This window comes from Flavobacterium sp., assembly GCF_031423415.1.
GTDB lineage: Bacteria > Bacteroidota > Bacteroidia > Flavobacteriales > Flavobacteriaceae > Flavobacterium.
Map to the genome: position 1 here is coordinate 1 of NZ_JANPFL010000069.1, position 1342 is coordinate 1342.

Annotated in this window: 2 protein-coding genes and 1 pseudogene; all 3 read left to right on the top strand. The window is 30.1% G+C overall.

Features of this window, described 5'->3' with window-relative positions; translation table 11 throughout:
- On the top strand, positions 1 to 550 hold a 550-nt coding region (gene fabG / locus RMO83_RS07180; protein ID WP_310558996.1), incomplete at its 5' end, for a 3-oxoacyl-ACP reductase FabG.
- A gap of 5 nt (positions 551 to 555) precedes the next feature.
- Positions 556 to 762: a gliding motility protein GldL gene (locus tag RMO83_RS07185; protein ID WP_310558997.1), complete on the top strand. Its 207-nt coding sequence runs from the start codon at positions 556 to 558 to the stop codon at positions 760 to 762.
- An 11-nt stretch (positions 763 to 773) separates the two neighbouring features.
- A pseudogene (locus RMO83_RS07190) lies at positions 774 to 1342 on the top strand (hypothetical protein); the annotation flags it as partial.

The window sequence follows — 1342 nt, forward strand, 5'->3', positions numbered from 1 at the left end:
CAATTTCAACGAAGCTCAAAAACTTTCAGATGATGTGATGACAGAATTCGGGAACATTGATATTTTGATTAACAATGCCGGAATTACGAAAGACAATTTGTTAATGCGTATGTCGGAAGAAGATTTTGATAAAGTAATCGAAATTAACCTGAAATCGGTATTCAATATGACCAAAGCGGTTCAGAAAGTAATGCTTAAAAATCGAAAAGGTTCTATTGTAAATATGAGTTCTGTAGTGGGGGTAAAAGGAAATGCGGGTCAGGCAAATTACGCCGCTTCCAAAGCAGGAATGATAGGTTTTACAAAATCGATAGCTTTAGAATTAGGTTCTCGAAACATTCGTTGTAATGCTATTGCGCCAGGATTTATAGAAACGGAAATGACAGCAAAATTGAATGAAGATGTGGTACAAGGTTGGAGAGAATCTATTCCATTACGCCGTGGCGGAACTCCAGAAGATGTTGCTAATGCTTGTGTTTTTCTAGCTTCAGATTTGAGTGCTTATGTAACAGGACAAGTTTTGAATGTGGATGGCGGAATGTTGACTTAGTAAATATGAAAAATAAATACATTCTTATAATTTTTATTGTTGGATTTATTGTAACAATTCTGGGTTCATTATTTAAAATAACTCATATGGAAATTGGAGTATTAACTGGAAATATAGTAATAACTATTGGTATGTTGTCACAAATACTTGCAGGAATGTTATTCATTTATAAATTGCTATCTAATAAAAAAGATTCTTTTTTAAATAAGTAATTTTTAAATAAATGACCACAATAACAATCTTATTAATTATAATTTCAGTAATAATTGCTGGTGTTTTGTCATTTTATCAATATTTATACAAAGTCGGAAACAAATCGAGAACAGTTTTGTTTTTGACTTTCTTGCGTTTTTTAAGTCTTTTCACCATATTAATATTGCTTATAAACCCAATAATATCAAGAAAAACATACGAAACTACCAAAACTCCTTTACCAATTGTAGTCGATAATTCGCAATCTATTTCCGAATTGAAACAAGATAAAATTGCTAGAGAGTTGTCTAAAAAATTATCAGAAAACAGCAAATTAAAAGACAAGTATGATGTACAATTGTATTCTTTTGACGACGAATTTTATTCTGGAAAATCATTAGATTTTAAAGGCAAACAATCTAATATTCATAAAGTTGCCCAAAATTTAAAACAATTGTATAGAAATCTAAATTTTCCAATTGTTTTATTATCCGATGGAAATCAGACTATTGGAAACGATTATGTGTATTCTTTTCCGCAGAACAATCAAGTTTATCCTTTGATTTTAGGTGATACCACTTCCTTTTTAGATTTAAAAAT